This window comes from Streptomyces sp. WELS2 (assembly GCF_013870595.1).
Classification (GTDB): domain Bacteria; phylum Actinomycetota; class Actinomycetes; order Streptomycetales; family Streptomycetaceae; genus Streptomyces.
In genome coordinates this window covers 1-1,076 of the sequence record NZ_JACBWZ010001342.1, presented here as the reverse complement: position 1 = coordinate 1,076, position 1,076 = coordinate 1, and the positions used below count along the sequence as shown (strand labels likewise).

Sequence of the window (1,076 nt, the reverse complement as noted above, 5' to 3'; positions counted from 1 at the left end):
CAGAAGGTGTCGGGGTCGGGGGCCCCGCGAACTGAAGGCGGCCGGCCGCGCCCCCTGGCAGATCCTCGCCGGCGCGGCACACGACACCCGCCTCACCGGCACCCTGCTGTACGAGGACGCGCCGTACGGCGTGGGATATCTGGTCGCCACCTGGTCCTGAACGGCCCCGCCGGAGCCGGCTTCCTCACGAAGTCGGCGGCGGTCCCTCCGGGCGGGTCGGGGTCGTCGGGTCCGTGGGCGGCGGTGTCGCCGTGGGGCCGCTCTGGTGCGCGAGGCGGTCCACGGCCTCCTTGGCCTTGCCCGTGCCCGCCTGGATCTTGTCGCTGTACTTGCCCTTGGTCCGCTCGTCGACGGCCTTGGCGGCCTTGTCGATCCCGTGCTGGACCTTGTCCCCGTGCTGCCGGGCGAGGTCCGACACCTTGTCCTTGGCCGGACCCAGCTTGGCCTTCATGTTGTCCAACAGACCCATGGTCCACCTTCCCTCGCGGGGTTCCCCGCCGACGTCCTCGCCGACCGCGCCGTGCGCCTGCCGGGAAACCGTGCAGGGAAACCGGGCTGATGCGCCCGGATCCACCCCATACGGTACTCGTGCGGGCGATTCGCCGCGTCGCCCGGTACGTACCCACCTCGCCCGCCGCCTATCCACCGGGTGCCCGGTGCCGACTGCCTCGATGCGTCTCCCGGGCGTTTGCGAGACTGGTGCGGTGAGCAGTGCACCCGTCGCCCCCCGCGTCATCGCCGTCGTAGGTCCCACCGCGGCCGGAAAGTCCGATCTCGGTGTCTTCCTGGCCCAGCAACTCGGCGGCGAGGTCGTCAACGCCGACTCCATGCAGCTGTACCGGGGGATGGACATCGGTACCGCCAAGCTGACGCCCGAGGAGCGCGGCGGCATCCCGCACCACCTGCTGGACATCTGGGACGTGACGGTCACCGCCTCGGTCGCCGAGTACCAGAAACTGGCCCGCGCGCGGATCGACGCGCTGCTCGCCGAGGGCCGCTGGCCCGTCCTGGTCGGCGGCTCCGGTCTCTACGTCCGCGGGGCCGTCGACAACCTGGAGTTCCCCGGCACCGACCCG

2 protein-coding genes are annotated in these 1,076 nt (G+C 71.8%); one reads left to right on the top strand and one right to left on the bottom strand.

The window, feature by feature from the left end; translation table 11 throughout:
- Positions 1-184: 184 nt before the first annotated feature.
- Positions 185-469 (bottom strand): antitoxin, encoded by a 285-nt coding sequence (locus H5J33_RS36225; protein WP_181798908.1) that lies wholly within the window; start codon positions 467-469, stop codon positions 185-187.
- 235 nt (positions 470-704) lie between these two features.
- Here H5J33_RS36225 and H5J33_RS36220 point away from each other — a divergent pair.
- Positions 705-1,076, top strand: a 372-nt coding sequence (locus tag H5J33_RS36220) for an isopentenyl transferase family protein (RefSeq protein ID WP_309485581.1), incomplete at its 3' end; no start/stop codon positions are given.